We start from the raw sequence: 19,174 nt of genomic DNA on the forward strand, positions 1-19,174 counted from the left end.
CCTCCTTCCTGCCGCTTTTGCTGATGCTCCTGCTGAAAAAGTTTTTTACCCGCGTATTGCTGTGCATACTGATCGCGGGCGGCGCAGCCGGTTACGCGTTCTATCGCTGGGCCAATACGCCGCTGATATTCACCCCTGTGCGGATCGATGCGGCGGTGAAAAACCACAGCAGCCTGCGGGGCGTCTCGTATCAGTTGGTGCGCGCCGGCCTACCCATGCATCCCGGTTTGTTCGAGGCGTTGACTCGCCTGATGGGCTTATCGTCGCAACTCAAGGCGGGCAGTTACGAGTTCCAAAGCGGTATTACGCCGTATGAGGTGCTGCAGAAGGTGGCCGGCGGCGACGTCAACGAGTCGCTCGTGACGTTCATCGATGGCTGGAATTTCCGGCAGATGCGTGCCGAGATGGACAGCAACCCTGCGATACGCCACGACACTGCGGGCTGGACGGACGAGGCGCTACTCAAGGCGCTGGGTGTAACCGATGGCAGCCCTGAAGGACTGTTTTATCCCGACACCTATCTGTTCGACAAGGGCGCCTCGGATCTGGACTTATACCAGCGCGCCTTCAAGTTGATGCAGGAGCATGTTTCGCAGGCATGGGCCGCACGGGCGCCCAACTTGCCATACCGCTCGCCTTACGAGGCGCTGATCATGGCCTCGTTGATCGAAAAGGAAACCGGGCGCGCGTCCGACTTGCCGATGGTGGCCTCCGTGTTCGTCAACCGACTCAAACTGCACATGCCCTTGCAGACCGATCCCAGTGTCATCTATGGCATGGGCGCTGAGTATGCGGGGCATCTGCACAAAAAAGACCTGCAAACCGACAGTCCGTACAATACCTACACCCGGCAAGGCTTGCCGCCGACGCCGATAGCGTTGCCCGGCAGCGCCGCGCTGGAGGCGGCGATGAATCCGACACCGAGTACCGCGCTGTATTTCGTGGCGCGTGGCGATGGGTACAGTGCATTTTCCGATACGCTCGAAGCGCACAATCGCGCGGTCAATAAATATATTCGAGGCCAATAGCATGACGCGCGGCAAGTTCATTACCTTTGAAGGCATCGACGGAGCGGGCAAGACGACTCACTTGAGCGGATTTCGCGAGCTGCTGGAGCAACGCCTATCGGGTTCGGGGCGGCAGGTCGTGACCACGCGCGAACCGGGTGGCACGCCATTGGGCGAAAAGCTGCGCGAGCTGCTGCTGCATCACCCGATGCATCTGGAAACCGAGGCCTTGCTGGCATTCGCCGCGCGTCGCGAGCACTTGGAACAGGTGATCGTACCCGCGCTGAACCGAGGCGATTGGGTGTTGTCGGATCGTTTCACCGACGCGACCTTTGCGTATCAGGGCGGCGGACGTGGGCTGGCACGGCAGAAATTGGAAGTGCTGGAGACCTGGGTGCAAGAGGGTTTGCAACCCGACCTGACCGTGCTCTTCGACGTGCCGACTGAAACCGCCAGCAAGCGCCGCAGCGCCGCGCGAGCGCCCGATAAGTTCGAGAGCGAATCGGACGGCTTTTTTGAGCGCACCCGCGACGAATATCTGCGACGTGCCGCAGAAGCCGGTTCGCGCTTTGTGCAGATCGACGCCACCCGCAGCATAGCCGAAATCAAGAAAGAACTTGAACAGATTGCCGCAAGTATCTAATTTAAAATTAGATTTTTACATGGAATTCTGATGATTTATCCGTGGCAACACGACGACTGGACCCGTATTCAAGCGCTACGCAGCCACTGGCCGCACGCGCTGCTGCTGCATGGCCAGGCCGGCATCGGCAAAGCCGAGTTTGCACGCCACGTGGCCCAGGGCCTGTTGTGCGAAACGCCGCTCGCCAACGGCGAGCCCTGCGGGCATTGCGTGGCATGCACTTGGTTTGCCCAAGGCAATCACCCCGATTATCGGATCGTCGTGCCCGAAAGCATGGCCGCCGAGCTCGCGCCCGGTAGTGTCGACGAGACCGCTGGCGAGTCGGTCGATAGCGAGTCGGGGAAAAAGACCAAGACGCTGAGCCGCGAAATCAAGATCGAACAGGTCCGGGCTTTGCTCAGCTTTTGCGCCGTGGGATCGCACCGGGGCGGCGCACGGGTTATCGTGCTGTACCCGGCTGAAGCCCTCAATGGCGCCGCAGCCAATGCCTTGCTCAAGACGCTCGAAGAGCCGCCGGCCGGTGTGGTGTTTTTGCTGGTGTCGGCGCGTCTCGATCGGTTGCTGCCCACGATCGTCAGCCGCTGCCGGCAATGGCCATTGGCCGCACCCGCGCCCGAGGCGGCATTGGGTTGGCTAAAAGCGCAGGGCGTTGACGACGCCGCAGGCTTGTTGGCAGAGGCGGGCCAGGCGCCGCTGAGTGCGCTGGCGTTGGCGCGAGAGCCGAGTCACGTGTTGCGCCGTCAGACTTTGGAGCAGCTTGCGGCAGGCGCTGCCTGCGACGCGTTTGCATGCGGCGAAGCGCTGCAGAAAGCCCCCATCCCCCTGGTGCTGGGCTGGCTGCAACGCTGGCTGTTCGATTTGATGGCGGTCAAAAACGCCGGTCAAACACGTTACTATCCGGCCGCGGCGGCAGCGCTCGCGCGATGCGCTGCGCAAGCCGATGCGATCCTGTTGGCGCGGTTTGTGCGGCAGGTCAATCGACAGCGTGCCGCGGAAAACCATCCGTTAAACGCGCGCCTCGTGATAGAAGAACTGATGCTCGCTTATCGAGACGTCTTTACGCATTAAACGAAACAGCCTAAACGAACACGCATAAGCGAACACACGACTAGCCCCATGCTGCCTCTAAACAATCCCAATCCGGACGTTTCAAACCCTCTTGCCCGGCCGCTGCCCGCGCATTTGCGATTACGCGATGCAACGCTCGCCGATCTGCCGGCCATCGTCGACATTTATAACTCCACCGTGCCGATGCGTACCGTCACGGCCGACACCGAGCCGGTATCGACCGAAAGCCGCCTGCCATGGTTTCACGCGCACGGGCCGCAGACACGGCCGTTGTGGGTCGCGCAGCGCACCGATACCGACCAACTCGACGGCTGGGTCAGCTTTTCCGACTTCTATGGCCGACCCGCTTACCGGGCGACCGCCGAAGTCAGTATTTATCTGGCAGAAACCGCGCGCGGCAGCGGGCTCGGGCGCACCTTGCTCGCACAGGCCTTGGCGGCGGCTCCAGGCCTTGGTATTTCAACCGTGCTCGGTTTTATTTTTGGCCACAACGAACCTAGCCTGCGCCTGTTCCGCAGCTTCGGCTTCACGCCCTGGGGCACGCTCGAGCGCGTCGCGGTGCTCGACGGTATCGAGCGCGACCTGATCATCATGGGTCGACGGGTCGACAACACGACGGGTCGACAACACGATTAAACCCGTTCTCCATGCGAGCACGCGGGTTTAACGCTTATAGGATTTGGACCATGTTTATCGATTCGCATTGCCATATCAACTTCGAAGGACTGGTCGAGCGACTCGATCAGTTGCTCGACAACATGCGGATGAATTCGGTAACCCACGCGCTGTGCGTGAGCGTCGATCTGGAATCTCTGCCGTCGGTACTGGCGGTGGCCGAGCGTTACCCGAACATTTACGCTTCGGTCGGCGTACATCCGGACCACGAGAATTGCGCCGAACCGAGCGTCGCGCAACTGGTCGAACTGTCGCAGCACCCGAAGGTCGTGGCGATCGGCGAGACCGGGCTCGATTACTACCGGCTCGAAGGACGCACGCTCGACGAAATGGAATGGCAGCGCGAGCGTTTTCGCACGCATATCCGCGCCGCACGGGCAGTCGACAAACCGTTGATCATCCACACGCGCTCGTCGGCCGAAGACACGTTGCGCATTATGCGCGAGGAAGGCGCCGATGCACCGGGCGGCGTGATGCATTGTTTCACCGAGAGCTGGGAGGTCGCGCAGGGCGCCTTGGCGTTGAATTTTTATATTTCGATTTCGGGCATCGTGACATTCAAGAGCGCGACACAACTGCAGGACGTTGCACGCCGCGTGCCGCTCGAACGATTGCTGATCGAAACAGATTCGCCGTATCTGGCGCCGGTGCCGTTTCGGGGCAAGACCAATGAGCCGGCTTATGTCAGCCATGTTGGGCGTTTCATGGCAAAACTGCGCGAAAGCTCGGATGAAGCGATTGGAACTGCCACCAGCCAGAATTTCTTCAATCTTTTCAAACCGTTGGAGCTTGTTTCAATGATTTGACCTTAAGCTTCAACGACGCGGGGCGAGCACACTTCTGAAGCCAGAATTAAATCTATATAAATCATAAGGTTAGATATGATTATGCAAGTAATATCTCAAATAAAAGCTTTGTGCGCAATCGCGCGCAATCGCGTGGCTCGTACTTGTAGCCCGCGTCGGAAGGCTGTACAGGCACTGGCCATCGCAGCCGCCATGCTGCTGCATGCGGATTTCGCCGCAGCGCTTTCACCCGTCGAGCAGTTGGTCAAGGACGCAACGTTTAACGACGTCAAAGGCGTCAAACAAGCGATAGCAAAAGGCATGGACCCGAACACCGTGGACAAAACCGGGACGCCGCTATTGATGATCGCCGCGCGCGAAAAATCCGACGACGTCGCGATACTGCTGATCAACAACCCGAAAACCGATGTCGACGCGCTGGATGCAGCCCAAGAGAATGCATTGATGTTCGCCGCGCTCAACAACGACTTGCCGCTGGTCAAGGCGTTGATCGACAAGGACGCGGAAGTCAACAAACAGGGCTGGACGCCGCTGCATTACGCGGCCACTTCGAGCGCTGACGAGATCATCAAGCTATTGCTCGATGAGTCCGCGTATGTGGACGCCGCCTCGCCCAATGGCACCACGCCGTTGATGATGGCAGCCCGGGCCGGGTCGGTTTCGACCGTTAATGTCCTGTTGGATGGCGGAGCCGATCCCACGCTGAAGAACCAACTGGGCATCAGTGCCGCCGATTTTGCGCGGCAAAATAACAATACCGATCTGGCCAATGCGCTGGATGCACGAGCGCACGAGGTGCTTGATCAGCGCGCGAAGAAAGCCGCTGCACCGAAGACGGGCGGCTAAGGAAGTTTTTATTGCCATCGCCGCGATGAAAAATGTTTCCTGATTGTAGGAGGGCTGTAATACGATAGCGTCGCCCCGGTCAAGTCGGAAAACCGACAAGACTCAACTATCCAGCCCGTCCGGACCATGCGTGATGTTCTCTATGGCGAACCGGATCAGCATACTGGCGCATCGATGCGGACAGCGACTCTCGATCTCCTCCATCTCATAACAACCGCAATCCGTTGGGGTGACCCGGGCGCCGCGTATCGACCGCGTCGTCCTGGTCGGTGGGCCAGGATTGTGGCCATATTTGCGGCCCTGGCCCTGGCTAGCTCCGTCGCGACCGCCAGCGACCAGCTCGCAGGACGCAGCGTGCGTGCGCCAACGTTTGCGTTTTACTATGGCGCCAATCCGCCCGTGGCCGAGCTTTCCTCATTCGATGCGGTCGCGGTCGAGCCGACCAGCAGTTTCGATCCGCGTCAGGCGCAGACACCGAATACCGCATGGTTTGCGTATGTCAGCGTCGGCGAGGTGCTGGCAAGCGCGGATTATTTCAAAGACATTCCGAAGGACTGGCTGGTTGGCTCCAACTCGGCCTGGAACTCCGCCGTGGTGAACCAGACGGCACCCGGCTGGCCGCAGTTTTACGTCAATCATGTGATCGCGCCGCTATGGGACAAAGGCTATCGAGGCTTTTTCCTCGACACCCTCGATTCCTATCAGCTTTACGCCAAAACCGATGCCGATCGCGCCAGCGCACAAGCCGGGCTGGTAGCGGTCGTCAACGCCATCAAGCACCGCTATCCGCGCGCGCGGCTGATCTTCAATCGCGGTTTCGAAATCCTTCCGCAAGTTCATGAGCAGGTCTATGCGGTAGCTTTCGAGTCGCTGTTCCAAGGCTGGAATCAGGCGGATAAACGCTACGCCGAGGTGCCGCAAGCGGACCGCGACTGGCTGATGGCACAAGTCAAGATGGTCAACAGCTATGGCTTGCCCGCGATCGCTATCGACTATTGCGCGCCGGGTGACCGCGACTGCGCCCGCGCCACGGCGACGAAGATCAAGGCGTTGGGCGTAATCCCCTACATCACCGATCCGCTATTAAGTACTGTCGGGCTCGGCTCGATCGAAACGATGCCACGTAGTGTGCTGGTCTTGCAGGACGGATTGCCCACGGCAGGTCCAGAAGCTTCTGCGGGTCTACGGACTTCCGACGGGCCGCATTCGCTTTCCGCTGCGCTCGGTTACCTCGGCTATCGGACCGAATTCGCCGACATCGCGCAGCCGTTGCCCGATGACGTGAGCCGCGATCGCTACGCCGGCATCGTGGTCCGAATGAACAGCGACTCGCCGCGCCCGGACGCGCTGCGCGCCTGGATTACGCACGCGACTGATGCGGGCCTGCCGATCGCGATGCTCGACCGTTCGATTGTGCCGCCCGTCGCATCGTTGCAGCAGGCCTTGCGTCTGCCGTCGATGCCGGTGCCGGACATCACCACCGAGAACGGTCGTCGCCTGATGACTGCGCGCGTCGATGGCGACGGGTTTACGAGCAAAGCCGCATTCAAGGATGCGTGGGGCAGTGTTTATTCGGGCGACGTTCTCTATCGCGTGATACAGAAATACGGTTTCCCGACCACGGTTTCGGTCGTCGACAATGCGAGTTCAAACGAAGATCCGCTCAAGACATTGACGCCCGCCTTGCGCGCCACGGCGAAAAAAATATTCGCGCTACCCAACGTCGAGATGGCCGCTCATTCGTCTTCCGATTCGTCTTCCAGCGCATCTTCCACGACGGTCAACGGCAATGGCGCACCCACCATGCTGTCGCGGCTAGGGTCGCTCTCCGGTCTTGATAGCGCGCTCGCGACGTTTCAACGGACCGACGAGCCTATCCGTTTCGAGCCTGTGGATGTGCGTTACTCGATGCTAGCAGGGAGCCAGTACGCTTTCGTACAAACACTAGATACGATGTACGACACGCTGTCCCGCCAGCCGCTCAATCCTATTTTTTCATCGGAATATGCTGCCAAAGCCATCGACTTCGACCGCGTAGCGATCGCTCGGGACGGGGATACATGGCAAGTCCGCGACGCTGGTTATTTGCGTACGGTGCGGCTCGCGCCGGGCCAGGCGCCTGAGTTGGCCGATAGCGTCGGTGTGGCTGGCTACGCGCCAGGACCGGGAGGCGTCTACGTCAATCTCACCGGAGCTCAGGCTCGTTTCAACGTGATCGAGACGCGCGCCGGGATGCCCGACCCGAACGCGGGAATTGCCTATCTCCAGCAGGCCAACGGCTCGATCGCCGATTTCACACGCAAGCCGAACGGTTTGAGCTTCGACTTGCGCACTTACGTGGCACCCAACTTTACGCTCGCCAACGCGCGAGCTTGCCGCGTGACCGCCAACGGCCGTACGCTCAACCCGCTCGCGCCTAAAGCCGAGGCGGGCGGGACGACGGAGGTGGCAACGGGGGTGGCAACGGGGGTGGCAACGGGGGTGGCAACGGGGGTGGCAACTTACGCGCTCAAGCGAGTCATGGAAAACACGAACAAGCCAGGGCAGGTGACCCGGATCGATGTGGAATGCGCGGGCTGAACGCCCGAAGGCTGCTTCAATCAGCCCGCTAAATCAGCCCGGCTCCGAAGCCGCTGGCGCGCTAGGCAAACCCGGACGCAACGCGGGCCGCTTTGTTCGCCGCGAACGGATACGCCCGCGTTCCGACAAGCGCATTAACTGTCGCAACGCCAGCATCGCGCCAATAGCCTCGAGCAGCGCCGCGGGCACCCACATGATCAATCCACCCAGGCTTTGGTCGACCAGCGGCGCCATGTTATAAGCGCGCCCGCACAGAGAAAAGATTGGATACAGATCAGTCTGCGTGAAGGTGATATAAGCACCGGCGATGATCTGCGGTGTCATCGTGATGGCGGGCGACATCACTCGCATCCCGGGACGCATGCGCCCGGGCGGGCTGGGCCGGTGGTCCAATAGCATGTACCAATACATCAAACCGCTGATGGAGACCGACCAGTTCATCAAGACGTAGAGTCGCCAGTCGAGCATCGAGACGAACTGGATCGAAGGCACCAGCCATATCAGCACCGAAATCAGGAACAGCAGCGATACCAGCGTCGGGTTCATGACCACGGCACTGGTGCGGCGCCATGCCGTCGTGTGTTCAGCTCGACGCAGGGCAGTACGCCAGCGGCGTGGCAGGCCTGCGCGCATCACCATTCCGGGAAAAGCGGACATGATGATCAACGGAGCCAGGTGGTGCAGGACCAGATGCTGGATCCGGTGCATGAAGAACTCATGCTCGGCGTAGTAATCGAGACGGGTGTGCAACGAGAGATAAAAAAGTGCAAAACCGGTCCAGAACGCGATTTGCCGAGCGACGCTGACCGCCTGGCGCCGACTGCCGCGCAGGAACAATAGCCCCGCCGCGATAAACAGCAGGACCAGAGGCGGGGACGGTTCCCAAGGGGTCAGGAGATCAAGCAAGGACATGGAGATTGCGCTGCGACCCTGGCGGGACGCGATACCGGTGAAAGTCGTCCGCCATTTTACCAGTGCGCACGACGATAGGCGCAGCATGCGGGTATTTGCCGCAGAATCGGCCGATCGGGGTGCAGCGGGACGGGCAAACGCGTGGCGAACTCACGGCGAACTCACCGCAAATGCGGGGCAAATCTGCCGCAAATTCGTGGCCAACCCGCTACCGGATCAAGCCGTCGCGGTAGCGGGCGAGCCGGTCCAATCCAGAATGACTTTGCCGCTTTGCCCCGATAGCATTGCCGCAAATCCGGCCTCGTAATCATCGACCGAGAAGCGATGCGTGATGATAGGCGAGAGGTCCAGTCCGCTTTGCAGCATCGCGACCATCTTGTACCAGGTCTCGAACATCTCACGTCCGTAGATGCCTTTGATCTCCAGGCCCTTGAAGATCACCTGGTTCCAGTCGATCGCGGTATTGGACGGCGGAATGCCCAATAGCGCGATTTTGCCGCCGTGATTCATGTGTTCCAGCATATCGACGAACGCGCTCGGCACGCCCGACATTTCGAGGCCCACGTCGAAACCCTCGGTCATCTTCAGGTCGGCCATGACGTCGCGCAAAGGGGTCTGCGTCACGTTGACAGCTCGTGTGGCGCCCATCTTGCGTGCCAAGTCGAGCCGGTATTCATTCACGTCGGTAATCACCACGTTGCGGGCACCGACATGGCGTGCAATCGCGACCGCCATGATGCCGATCGGCCCCGCACCGGTAATCAGCACATCTTCGCCGACGAGGTTGAATGACAGTGCGGTATGGGTCGCGTTGCCGAACGGGTCGAAAATCGATGCCATTTCGTCGGAAATATCGTCGGGGATGTGGAATGCGTTGAAAGCCGGGATCACGAGATACTCGGCGAATGCGCCCTCGCGATTCACGCCCACGCCAACCGTGTTACGGCACAAATGGCGCCGCCCAGCACGGCAGTTGCGACAAAATCCGCAGGTAATGTGGCCCTCACCGGAAACCCGGTCGCCGAGCTTGAATCCGCGCACCTCCTGGCCCATTTCGACGATTTCGCCGACATATTCGTGGCCGACGTGCATCGGGACCGGCACCGTCTGGCGGGCCCATTCGTCCCATTTCCAGATATGGATATCGGTGCCGCAAATCGCGGTTTTACGGATGCGTATCATCACATCGTTGTGCCCGACCTCGGGTTTCTTCACGCGGGTCAGCGTGAGACCGGGCGCGGCTTCTAGTTTGGCAAGTGCTCTCATGTAGAGGGCTCCCATTCAGTGCTGAGGGTAATAATGCGGTGACGCCCGGCGCGCTAGGCTCCCGGAATCGCTCCGAGCATGCGGCCGACCCGTGTGAAAGCCGCCACCACCTGGTCGATTTGCGCCGGACTATGCGCGGCACTCATCTGCGTGCGTATCCGGGCGCGTCCCTTGGGCACAACCGGGTACGAAAATCCAATCACGTATATCCCTTCGGTCAGCAGGGCTTCAGCCATGCGTCCGGCCAATTGCGCATCCCCGAGCAGTACGGGAATGATCGGATGTTGCCCCGGAACCAGCGTAAAGCCTGCGGCACTCATGCCGTCACGAAAACGTTCCGCGTTCTGGCGCACGCTGTGGCGTAGTTGCAACCCTTCATCGCTGGCAAGAAGCTCCAGCACGCGAATCGAGGCTGCCGCGATGCTGGGCGCGAGCGAGTTCGAGAAAAGGTAAGGGCGCGAGCGCTGGCGCAATAACTCGACGACTTCGCGACGCGCCGCGACGTAGCCGCCCGATGCACCGCCCAGGGCCTTGCCCAGGGTGCCGGTGAGGATATCGATGCGGCCTTCGACGCCGCAAAGTTCCGGCGTGCCTCGACCGTTTTCACCGACAAAGCCCACCGCGTGGGAATCGTCCACCATCACCAGCGCGCCATAACGATCCGCCAGATCGCAAATCGCGCCCAGGTTGGCGATGATGCCGTCCATCGAGAATACGCCATCGGTGGCGATCAGCTTGAAGCGCGCACCCGCGGCGTCGGCCGCCTGCAGTTGCGCTTCGAGATCGCTCATATCGTTGTTTTGATAGCGGTAGCGGCGTGCTTTGCAAAGCCGCACGCCATCGATGATGCTCGCGTGATTGAGCGCATCGCTGATGACGGCATCGGATTCGTCCAGCAATGTTTCAAAAAGGCCGCCGTTCGCATCGAAACAACTGGAGTAGAGAATCGTATCCTCGAAACCTAAGAAGGCCGCCAGACGGTCTTCGAGCGTCTTGTGCACGCTTTGCGTACCGCAGATGAAACGCACTGAAGCCATGCCGAAACCATCGGCGTCCAAGCCGTCCTTGGCCGCCTGGATCAGGCGTGCGTCGTCAGCGAGACCGAGATAGTTATTTGCGCAGAAATTGAGAACCTGCTGGCCTGCCGCAAGTCGAATTTGTGGGGACTGAGGCGTTGCGATGACACGCTCGGATTTGTAGAACCCGTCCGCTTTGATCTGCGCGATGGTATCGCGCAAGTTTGATAGATAGCGTTCGCGCATGGGGGAACCTTGATAATGAACTAAACGCTGGAATTATGCAGCTAAAGCAATATTTATTTTGTACTTTAGTAACAGTGGCAGACATTCATTATTCGGCTTGCTAGGATGCATCAACGACCCGTGTAAACACATCGTTACGAAGGTGGTAAGTATAGGTATCGGACGTAGTCGAAAACGTGTGCGGGAAAGCACCGATGCTGACCCGCATACCAAACGACACAATCAAAGCGCAGGCGGGGACCAACCCAGGGAACCAGGGAACCGACCCATGCTTGCGCACCGTTGGACACGCGGCTCTCGACCCTGGGCTGCGCGGCAACCGTCCGGGCATATGTAGGGTGCAAGTTAGGAGGTGGCATGGATATCTACGGCAGTTTTTCAGCCCGCTTCGATAAGACTCGCGAGGACGAATTTTCGCTCGAGGAATATCTTGATATTTGTAAAACCGACCCCTCGGCTTATGCGACTGCAGGTGAACGCATGCTGATGGCAATCGGCGAACCCGAGCAGATCGACACGCGTAACGACTCCCGCTTATCGCGCTTGTTCGCCAACAAGGTGATCAAGGTGTACCCCGCATTCCGAGAGTTCTATGGTGCCGAAGAAGTCATCGAACAAGTGGTCGCGTATTTTCGCCACGCGGCGCAGGGGCTTGAAGAACGCAAGCAGATCCTGTACTTGCTTGGGCCGGTAGGCGGCGGCAAGTCGTCGATCGCCGAACGCCTTAAGCAGCTCATGGAGCGCGTGCCGTTCTATTCGATCAAGGGCTCGCCGGTCAACGAATCGCCGCTCGGTCTGTTCGACCACGACGAAGACGGCCCGATACTCGAGCAGCAATACGACATTCCCATGCGCTATTTGCGTAGCGTCTTGAGCCCATGGGCGGTCAAGCGGCTGCACGAGTACAACGGCGATATCCGACGCTTCCGGGTAGTGCGGCGTTATCCGTCGATCATGCGCCAGATCGCGATCTCCAAAACGGAGCCGGGCGACGAGAATAATCAGGACATCTCGGCACTGGTCGGCAAGGTCGATATTCGCAAGCTCGAGCAGTATGCCCAGGACGATGCCGATGCCTACAGCTATTCGGGCGGCCTGTGCCTGGCCAATCAGGGCTTGCTCGAATTCGTCGAAATGTTCAAGGCGCCGATCAAGGTGTTGCATCCGTTGCTGACCGCCACTCAGGAAGGCAACTTCAAAGGCACGGAAGGCTTCGGGGCGATTCCGTTCGACGGCATTATTCTGGCGCACTCCAATGAGTCGGAATGGAAGGCGTTTCGTAACAATCGCAACAACGAGGCATTGCTCGATCGTATCTACATTGTCAAGGTGCCGTATTGCTTGCGGGTGTCCGAAGAAATCAAGATCTATGAAAAATTGATTCGGAATTCGTCGCTGGCACAAGCGATTTGCGCACCGGGCACGCTGAAGATGATGTCGCAGTTCTCGGTGCTCACGCGCTTGCAGGAGCCGGAAAATTCGAGCTTATTCTCGAAGATGCAGGTCTACGACGGCGAGAACCTCAAGGATACCGACCCGAAAGCCAAGTCGTATCAGGAGTACAGGGATTTTGCCGGCGTCGATGAAGGCATGACGGGTGTGTCCACCCGGTTTGCGTTCAAGATCCTCTCGCGGGTGTTTAATTTCGACACCACGGAGGTGGCGGCGAACCCGGTGCACTTGATGTACGTGCTGGAGCAGCAAATCGAGCGCGAGCAATTTCCGCCGGAATTGGAACAACGCTATCTGGCATTCATCAAAGATACGTTGGCCGGGCGCTATGTCGAATTCATCGGCAAGGAGATTCAAACTGCGTATCTTGAATCGTATTCGGAATATGGCCAAAACGTCTTCGATCGATACGTGACGTATGCGGATTTCTGGATCCAGGACCAGGAGTACCGCGATCACGACACGGGCGAAAGTTTCGATCGCGCGTCGTTGAATGGAGAACTTGAGAAAATCGAAAAACCGGCCGGCATCAGCAACCCGAAAGATTTCCGCAACGAGATCGTCAATTTTGTGTTGCGGGCTCGGGCGGGCAACGCGGGACAGAATCCGCTATGGACCAGTTACGAGAAATTGCGGGTGGTGATCGAGAAGAAGATGTTCTCGAATACCGAGGAACTGTTGCCGGTGGTTTCGTTCAACACCAAGGGGTCGGCCGAGGAGCAGCGCAAGCACGAGGACTTCGTAAACCGCATGGTGACCAAAGGTTATACTCCAAAGCAGGTGCGTCTGTTATGTGAATGGTATCTGCGGGTGCGCAAATCGTCTTGATCTTGCTCGCCTGAATCGCGTCCGGTGGCAACAAGTCGGGGCCGCCGGACGCGGGCCGCTCATCGGATCACATCGGGCGCCTGCGCGCGGGAGACATCTACAGTGCTGCATCAAATAATCGACCGCAGGCTTGCGGGGAAAAACAAGAGTATTGCGAACCGTGAGCGCTTCCTGCGCAGGTTCCGCAGCCACATCAGGCGTGCCGTGTCGGACGCGGTGCGCGACCGTAGTATCAAGGAGATCGAAAACTCCAAGAGCATTTCCATCCCTCGCAAAGACATTTCTGAACCCGTGTTCCGGCACGGCCCGGGCGGCAAGCGCGAAATGATCCACCCCGGCAACGACCAATACATGAAAGGCGACAAGATCGATCGCCCGACGGGGGGTGCTGGACAAGGGGGAAGCGCGGCCAGCAACGAGGGCGACGGCGAAGACGATTTCGTGTTTCAACTCAGCCGAGAAGAATTCATGCAGTACTTCTTCGAGGACCTCGAACTACCGCATTTGGTCAAGACGCAGCTAAGCGCCGTGCCCGATGTGAAAAATGTCCGGTCGGGCTACGCGGCCGAGGGCACGCCGAACAATATCGACATCGTGCGTTCGCTGCGCAGCGCGCTGGGTCGACGCATTGCGCTGGGCGCGCCCTTAGTCACCGAGTTGGCGCGTCTTGAAGCCGAGCTGGAGCTGATCAAGGCGGACACCGGCGACCGGCGCATCGAGATTGAAGAGCTTGCGGAAGCGATCCACCATTTGAAGGGCAAGATCTGGCGCATTCCCTTTATCGACCCGTTCGATTTGCGCTATGTGAATCGCATCCGTCAACCTACGCCATCGAGTCAAGCGGTGATGTTTTGCGTGATGGACGTATCGGGTTCGATGGACGAACAGCGCAAGGATCTGGCCAAGCGCTTTTTCATCCTGTTGTACCTGTTCTTGACGCGCAACTACGAAAAGATCGAGGTGGTTTTTATCCGTCATCACACCCGTGCCGACGAAGTCGATGAAGATACCTTTTTCCATTCGACGGAAAGCGGCGGCACCGTCGTTTCCAGCGCGCTGGAGTTGATGGATCAGATCATCACGCAGCGCTACGATCCGAGCGCCTGGAATATCTACGCAGCTCAGGCGTCCGATGGCGATAACTGGGGCGACGATTCGCCGCAATGCCGTGCTTTACTCGCCGAGCGCATATTGCCGCGCACGCGTTATTTCGCTTATATCCAGGTCGCTCAGGAGGAGCAGAATCTGTGGATGGAGTATCAGACGCTCGCGCAAAGCTATGGTCAATTCGCCATGAAGAAGGTCATCGCGGCGTCGGACATCTACCCGGTGTTCAGGGAGTTGTTCGAAAAGCAGATCTGATCGGTCTTCTGGCGGGTCTGGCGCGCTTCGATTTACCGGGGCTTCAAAGTTGAACGTCGAGTTGAGCGTCAAGTAGCGCTCGCGGCGTAGTCCCGACGTATTGCATGAGAGTATTGCCTAGGAGCAGCACATGAAAACTCTGGAACGAACCCAGTTACCGTGCCCGTCCGACTGGAACTTCGAGCTCATCGAACAATACGATCAGGAGATCGCGCGGGTCGCGGCCAATTACCGGCTCGATATCTATCCGATTCAGCTCGAAATCATCTCGGCCGAGCAAATGATGGATGCGTACGCCTCGGTTGGCCTGCCGGTCAATTACCGCCACTGGTCGTTCGGCAAGCATTTTCTGTCGACGGAGAAGAGTTATCGCCGCGGCCAGATGGGCCTGGCCTACGAAATCGTGATCAATTCCAACCCCTGCATCGCGTATTTGATGGAAGAAAATACGATGACGATGCAGGCGCTCGTGATTGCGCATGCCGCTTATGGGCATAACTCGTTTTTCAAGGGCAATTACCTGTTCCAGTTATGGACCGATGCGCACGCCATCGTCGATTACCTGGTCTATGCCAAGAATTACATCGCCGAGTGCGAAGAGCGCTACGGGTTGGAACGGGTCGAGCTGCTGCTCGACTCCTGCCATGCATTGATGTATTACGGTGTCGATCGCTACAAACGCCCGCAAAAACCCTCGTTGGCCAAAGAGCTGGTGCGGCAACGTGAACGCGAGGCCTATCAGCAGTTGCAGGTCAATGAACTATGGCGGACGGTGCCGCAGAAAAAAGGCGAAGCCACGCCCTACGCCGAGGAGCGTTTTCCGGCCGAGCCTGAAGAAAATCTACTGTATTTTGCCGAGAAGAATGCACCGTTGCTCGACGCGTGGGAGCGGGAAATCATCCGTATCGTACGCAAGGTCGGCCAGTATTTCTATCCGCAGCGGCAGACTCAGGTCATGAACGAGGGGTGGGCCACGTTCTGGCACTACACCTTGCTCAATACGCTTTACGACGAGGGCAAGCTGGCCGACCGCTTCATGATGGAATTTCTCCATTCGCACAGCAATGTCGTGTTTCAGCCGCCCGTGAGCGCGCCTTACTACAGCGGCATCAACCCATACGCGCTGGGTTTTTCGATGATGAGCGACCTGCGCCGGATCTGCGAGCACCCGACCGACGAAGACCGCCGCTGGTTCCCGGAACTGGTCGGCACGCCGTGGCTCGATACCCTGCATTACGCGATGCGCAACTTCAAGGACGAGAGCTTTGTCGCGCAATATCTATCGCCCAAGCTGATGCGCGATATGCGCCTGTTTGCCGTGCTCGACGACGATACGCGCAACGCGCTTGAAGTCTCGGCGATCCACGACGACTCCGGGTATCAATACCTGCGCGAGGCCTTGTCGCGGCAATACGATATACACCATCGAGAACCCAACATCCAGGTCTGGTCGGTCGACACGCGCGGCGATCGCAGCTTGATGCTCAGGCATTTTCGCACGGACAACCGACCGCTGGCCGGCGACACCGAAGAAGTGCTCAAGCACATGGCGCGCCTGTGGCAGTTCACAGTGCATCTGGAAAGTATCGACGAAAACGGCGTGGTCAGGCAGCGCTACGAGTGCGAGCCGCAGCGGCAACCTGTGCGGGTTTAGTTGCGCGGGTTGAGCTGGGTGCATTGAGCCGGGTGCGTTGAGCTGGCTGGGTCGAGCTGGCTGGGTCGAGCTGAATGAGGTGGCTTCAGAACACGCCCGGCAGTACGCGAAAGCGCACTTGGCGTCGATACGCCTGGTATGACGTGTCTTGGCTCAACAAGGCTTCTTCGCGAAGTACCCGGTAACCCTGAAACACATAGAGCACAACATAGACCAGGAAATTCTGAACACTGAAATTCGCCAGCAAAAATGCCACGTGGTTCAGGAAGTAGCCGCTATACATCGGGTGACGCGTAAATCGGTACGCGCCGGTCGTGACGATGCCACGATTGGCCGGTAACAAGCCGAACGAGCGCCGCAACGAGACTTTCGCGTATAGCGCGAGCCCAAGCCCCAAGACCTGCATGACGGTCGCAATGCGTTCGGGAATGAGATGTATACCCGGCAGCAAGTTCACGCCAAGAAAATAATAGGTGGCAACGAGCGTGGAAATCAGGGCGAGCGGGCTCCAATCACGCTTGCTGGGCACGCGTGTGCACAACAGCAGCACCACGTTCGCGATCTCGCCTACGAGCAACAACAACACCGTCACCCGCCCCGGATCCAGATGCCATTGCTTGAACGCAGCGACCGCGAAAACCATACCGGCGAGCGCAGCACACACGCGCAGAATCAATTCGAACAGGACGTGCGACAGCGGAGCCGGTCCAGCGGGTGAGTTCATGGGGCAGGGCACAAAAAGGTTGGCGAGAGGGTTGGCCTAAGGATTGACCAACATTTAGCAGCAGCGCAGCGCACGAAACACTACAGCGCCGAACGACTAGCCAAGATTACCATCCCGCCGCGCTCGGATGAAAGCTGCGCGCCGCGTTATTCCCCCAAGCCCCAAGAGACTGACGTAGATTCGCCACCCATAGTCCAGCAGTACAGATCAGACGCGGCGGGTGCTGAAATCGAGCGCCCCGGTCAAATCGCCCAGTGGTTCGCGATTGTCCTCTCGAAACGCTCGATCGCGCGCCGCAACCCCTTCAAGCGGCTGCAAGTCGTGGACGCGCGAGATAAATCGCAGGATAGATATCGTGTCGTAGGGGGTATGGTCGATATAGCCGCGACGTGCGTGCTCGGACACGATCAGGGCAGGGACTCGTGAGCCCGGGCCCCACCGGTCGCCTTTGGGCGGCGACACGTGATCCCACCAGCCGCCATTTTCGTCGACGGTAATGATGACCACCATATCCTGCCATTGCGGACCTTGCCGCAATTGCTCGACCACGTGTGCGATATGCTGGTCGCCAGACGCCACGTCCGCGTAGCCGGCGTGCATGTTCAAATTCCCCTGCGGCTTGTAGAACGTCACCGCGGGCAGTTTGCCGGCTGCAGCGTCGGCCAGGAAATGATTGGTCGCTACCGTATCGCCTTCGCCCGCGTCGCGCAGATGGCGCGCGCGTGCCGCGGTGCCCGGGGCGTAATTGGCAAAATAGTTGAACGGCTGGTGATGAGTCTGGAAATTGGGCACCGGGCTCTTGTTACCGCCATCGATGGCAGCCTGCCAGGCGCCTGCGTACCACGCCCAGTCCACGCCGCGATCCGAAAGCCGGTCGCCGATAGTGGCATAGGTTTGCGGCGGCAGCGTGTTGGGATTGGCGGGATCGGCGTAACGCGGATCGCCGCCTTTGGCTGGTGGCACGCTGCTCGGCTGATAGGGCGTTTGCATCGTGTTGACTGCGTACCCATCGGGGGTCATTGCGCCGTCGTTGACGAATAAGGGCACGCCGTCGAGCGCCGAGCGCGGCGAGTTTGCGGCAACCTTCAGGCTGGTACCGCGCGGGTCGTCACCGTCCAGCACCGCGACCTTCTTTTTTGCCGGGCTGTTGGCGACGTTCGGATAAACCGGAGGAGCCGCCGAAATCAGGTAGACGTGGTTCATAAACGAGCCGCCGAACGCGCCCATGAAAAAATTGTCGCACAGCGTGTATTCGCGCGCGAGTTTCGCCAGTTGGAGGCTATTCACGGTATTGCCGTAGTGCCCCATGACCAGGCCGCCGCTGTCGGCCCAGGCGACAAACTGATCGTTGCGGCCGCCGTTGATCTGCATCTGGTTTTGGTAAAAACGATGCCAGAGATCCTGGGTCACGACAGCCTCGGGCAACGGTTCGCCTTGCGCGTCGCTGAGTTTGAACGGCTTGTTGGCCAGCCCGCTGATATCATTTTCGCCGATCTTGAACGTCTTGCCGTCGACGGTTTGTGCTGTGGGCACCAAGCCGCCCCAAATTTTCGGCAGGGTGGGCAGCCGCGTCAGACCATCACGGTCGAGTTGCACTGAGCGGTGCTCCGACACATCGTCAAGCGGACTCTGCACACCCGGAAAATTGCCGAACAAATTATTGAAACTGCGGTTCTCCGCATAGATCACGACAATGTGCTTCACATGCTGTTTGAGCAACGCGTTGGTGCGTTTTTCGCTCGCCGGCAGACCGGCAGCCAGCCCGTCCTCGCTGTATGTTGCAACACCCAAGCCCAATGCCGCGATGCCGCCGAGTATCTTGCGCCGGTTCGGGTTCAAAACGACGTCATCGTCTGCTGGGGTGTCTGCAGGCAAATCCTGGTCTTTGGATGTCATATTTTATGCGCTCTAAGGATACGAAGGACGACGACAGCCGATGCAAGCAAGGCATGGACAACTAAACGTTCCGCACGACCACCAATGATAGGGGAAAAACGGGACGTAGAAAACGTGCCAGCTATACCCCGAACGGAGACTACGCTAGAAATATGACCGATTGGTTAATCGGGCACGCTGGCCCGCTGTGTCA

General features: G+C 59.0%; 15 protein-coding genes. 10 read left to right on the top strand and 5 right to left on the bottom strand.

The window, feature by feature from the left end:
* Positions 1 to 23 precede the first annotated feature (23 nt).
* The 7 genes from mltG to GSQ77_RS14515 all read left to right on the top strand — a co-directional run bounded on the left by mltG (position 24) and on the right by GSQ77_RS14515 (position 7,625).
* Complete coding sequence (gene mltG / locus GSQ77_RS14485; RefSeq protein WP_158903396.1) at positions 24 to 1,028, top strand: endolytic transglycosylase MltG; 1,005 nt, start codon at positions 24 to 26, stop codon at positions 1,026 to 1,028.
* A 1-nt stretch (position 1,029) separates the two neighbouring features.
* Positions 1,030 to 1,650, top strand: coding sequence for a dTMP kinase (tmk, locus tag GSQ77_RS14490; RefSeq protein WP_158903399.1), 621 nt, complete (start codon positions 1,030 to 1,032; stop codon positions 1,648 to 1,650).
* A gap of 30 nt (positions 1,651 to 1,680) precedes the next feature.
* Complete coding sequence (locus GSQ77_RS14495) at positions 1,681 to 2,718, top strand: DNA polymerase III subunit delta' (protein ID WP_158903401.1); 1,038 nt, start codon at positions 1,681 to 1,683, stop codon at positions 2,716 to 2,718.
* Positions 2,719 to 2,766: 48 nt separating this feature from the next.
* Positions 2,767 to 3,354 (top strand): GNAT family N-acetyltransferase, encoded by a 588-nt coding sequence (locus GSQ77_RS14500; RefSeq protein WP_158903403.1) that lies wholly within the window; start codon positions 2,767 to 2,769, stop codon positions 3,352 to 3,354.
* A gap of 50 nt (positions 3,355 to 3,404) precedes the next feature.
* Positions 3,405 to 4,199, top strand: a complete 795-nt coding sequence (locus GSQ77_RS14505) for a TatD family hydrolase (protein WP_158903405.1) — start codon at positions 3,405 to 3,407, stop codon at positions 4,197 to 4,199.
* A gap of 132 nt (positions 4,200 to 4,331) precedes the next feature.
* Positions 4,332 to 5,045, top strand: a complete 714-nt coding sequence (locus tag GSQ77_RS14510; protein WP_367889669.1) for an ankyrin repeat domain-containing protein — start codon at positions 4,332 to 4,334, stop codon at positions 5,043 to 5,045.
* Positions 5,046 to 5,399: 354 nt separating this feature from the next.
* The gene (locus GSQ77_RS14515) at positions 5,400 to 7,625 is read left to right on the top strand and encodes an endo alpha-1,4 polygalactosaminidase (protein WP_254067625.1); all 2,226 of its coding nucleotides are present in this window, start codon (positions 5,400 to 5,402) and stop codon (positions 7,623 to 7,625) included.
* Between the two features lie 33 nt (positions 7,626 to 7,658).
* On the opposite strand, the gene GSQ77_RS14520 is transcribed toward GSQ77_RS14515, so the two are convergent.
* From GSQ77_RS14520 to GSQ77_RS14530, 3 genes are all read right to left on the bottom strand, one after another.
* Positions 7,659 to 8,537 carry a cytochrome c oxidase assembly protein gene (locus GSQ77_RS14520; protein WP_174246442.1) on the bottom strand — a complete coding sequence of 293 codons (879 nt, stop codon included), beginning with the start codon at positions 8,535 to 8,537 and terminating at the stop codon, positions 7,659 to 7,661.
* A 216-nt stretch (positions 8,538 to 8,753) separates the two neighbouring features.
* Positions 8,754 to 9,803 carry an L-threonine 3-dehydrogenase gene (tdh, locus tag GSQ77_RS14525; protein WP_158903409.1) on the bottom strand — a complete coding sequence of 350 codons (1,050 nt, stop codon included), beginning with the start codon at positions 9,801 to 9,803 and terminating at the stop codon, positions 8,754 to 8,756.
* A gap of 53 nt (positions 9,804 to 9,856) precedes the next feature.
* A complete protein-coding gene (locus GSQ77_RS14530; protein WP_158903411.1) occupies positions 9,857 to 11,065 on the bottom strand; it encodes a glycine C-acetyltransferase in 1,209 nt (402 codons plus the stop codon).
* A 357-nt stretch (positions 11,066 to 11,422) separates the two neighbouring features.
* On the opposite strand from GSQ77_RS14530, the gene GSQ77_RS14535 reads away from it, so the two are divergent.
* From GSQ77_RS14535 to GSQ77_RS14545, 3 genes are all read left to right on the top strand, one after another.
* Complete coding sequence (locus tag GSQ77_RS14535; protein ID WP_158903413.1) at positions 11,423 to 13,345, top strand: PrkA family serine protein kinase; 1,923 nt, start codon at positions 11,423 to 11,425, stop codon at positions 13,343 to 13,345.
* A 102-nt stretch (positions 13,346 to 13,447) separates the two neighbouring features.
* Positions 13,448 to 14,707, top strand: coding sequence for a YeaH/YhbH family protein (locus tag GSQ77_RS14540; RefSeq protein WP_158903415.1), 1,260 nt, complete (start codon positions 13,448 to 13,450; stop codon positions 14,705 to 14,707).
* 130 nt (positions 14,708 to 14,837) lie between these two features.
* Positions 14,838 to 16,361: a SpoVR family protein gene (locus tag GSQ77_RS14545; RefSeq protein WP_158903417.1), complete on the top strand. Its 1,524-nt coding sequence runs from the start codon at positions 14,838 to 14,840 to the stop codon at positions 16,359 to 16,361.
* Between the two features lie 85 nt (positions 16,362 to 16,446).
* Here GSQ77_RS14545 and GSQ77_RS14550 read toward each other — a convergent pair whose 3' ends face one another.
* Both GSQ77_RS14550 and GSQ77_RS14555 read right to left on the bottom strand, forming a co-directional pair.
* Positions 16,447 to 17,085 (bottom strand): isoprenylcysteine carboxylmethyltransferase family protein, encoded by a 639-nt coding sequence (locus tag GSQ77_RS14550; protein ID WP_158903419.1) that lies wholly within the window; start codon positions 17,083 to 17,085, stop codon positions 16,447 to 16,449.
* A 207-nt stretch (positions 17,086 to 17,292) separates the two neighbouring features.
* Positions 17,293 to 18,981, bottom strand: coding sequence for an acid phosphatase (locus tag GSQ77_RS14555; protein WP_158903420.1), 1,689 nt, complete (start codon positions 18,979 to 18,981; stop codon positions 17,293 to 17,295).
* Positions 18,982 to 19,174: the final 193 nt, after the last annotated feature.

Origin of the sequence: Burkholderia sp. L27(2015), assembly GCF_009765705.1 — a bacterium.
Taxonomy (GTDB): Bacteria; Pseudomonadota; Gammaproteobacteria; order Burkholderiales; family Burkholderiaceae; genus LMUX01.